The organism is Planomonospora alba (assembly GCF_039534085.1).
In the GTDB taxonomy this organism is placed as follows: Bacteria; Actinomycetota; Actinomycetes; order Streptosporangiales; family Streptosporangiaceae; genus Planomonospora_B; species Planomonospora_B alba.
In genome coordinates this window covers 1-523 of the sequence record NZ_BAAAUT010000183.1, presented here as the reverse complement: position 1 = coordinate 523, position 523 = coordinate 1, and the positions used below count along the sequence as shown (strand labels likewise).

1 protein-coding gene is annotated in these 523 nt (G+C 73.8%); it reads left to right on the top strand.

The window, feature by feature from the left end; translation table 11 throughout:
• A partial coding sequence (locus ABD823_RS34525) for a nucleotidyltransferase domain-containing protein (RefSeq protein WP_344867179.1) occupies positions 1-523 on the top strand: 523 nt, incomplete at both ends.

Below are 523 nucleotides of genomic sequence, written 5' to 3'. Positions count from 1 at the left end.
TGTCGGTGGTGGTCGGCTCCCGCGCGTACGGGCTGGAGACCGGCGAGTCCGACGTGGACCGGCGTGGCGTCTTCGCCGCGCCGACCCCGCTGTTCTGGCGGCTGGACAAGCCGCCGACCCACGTCGACGGGCCGCTGCCCGAGCAGTTCTCCTGGGAGGTCGAGCGCTTCTGCGTGCTGGCGCTGGAGGCCAACCCCACGGTCCTGGAGTGCCTGTGGTCGCCGCTCGTCGAGCGCACCACGCCGACGGGCGAGGACCTGCTCGCCCTCCGGCGGGCGTTCCTGTCCCGGCGCGCCTGCCGGACGTTCACCGGCTACGCCGACGCCCAGTTCCGCAGGCTCGACCCCGCGCGGCCGAAATGGAAACAGGCCATGCACATGATCCGGCTGATGATCAGCGGGCTGCACCTGATGCGCGAGGGCGAGCCGCTGGTGCGGATGGACGGGGCACCGCGACCGGCTGCTGGCGCTGCGCCGGGGCGAGATCCCGTGGCCGGAGGTGGAGCGCTGGCGGGCGGAGCTGG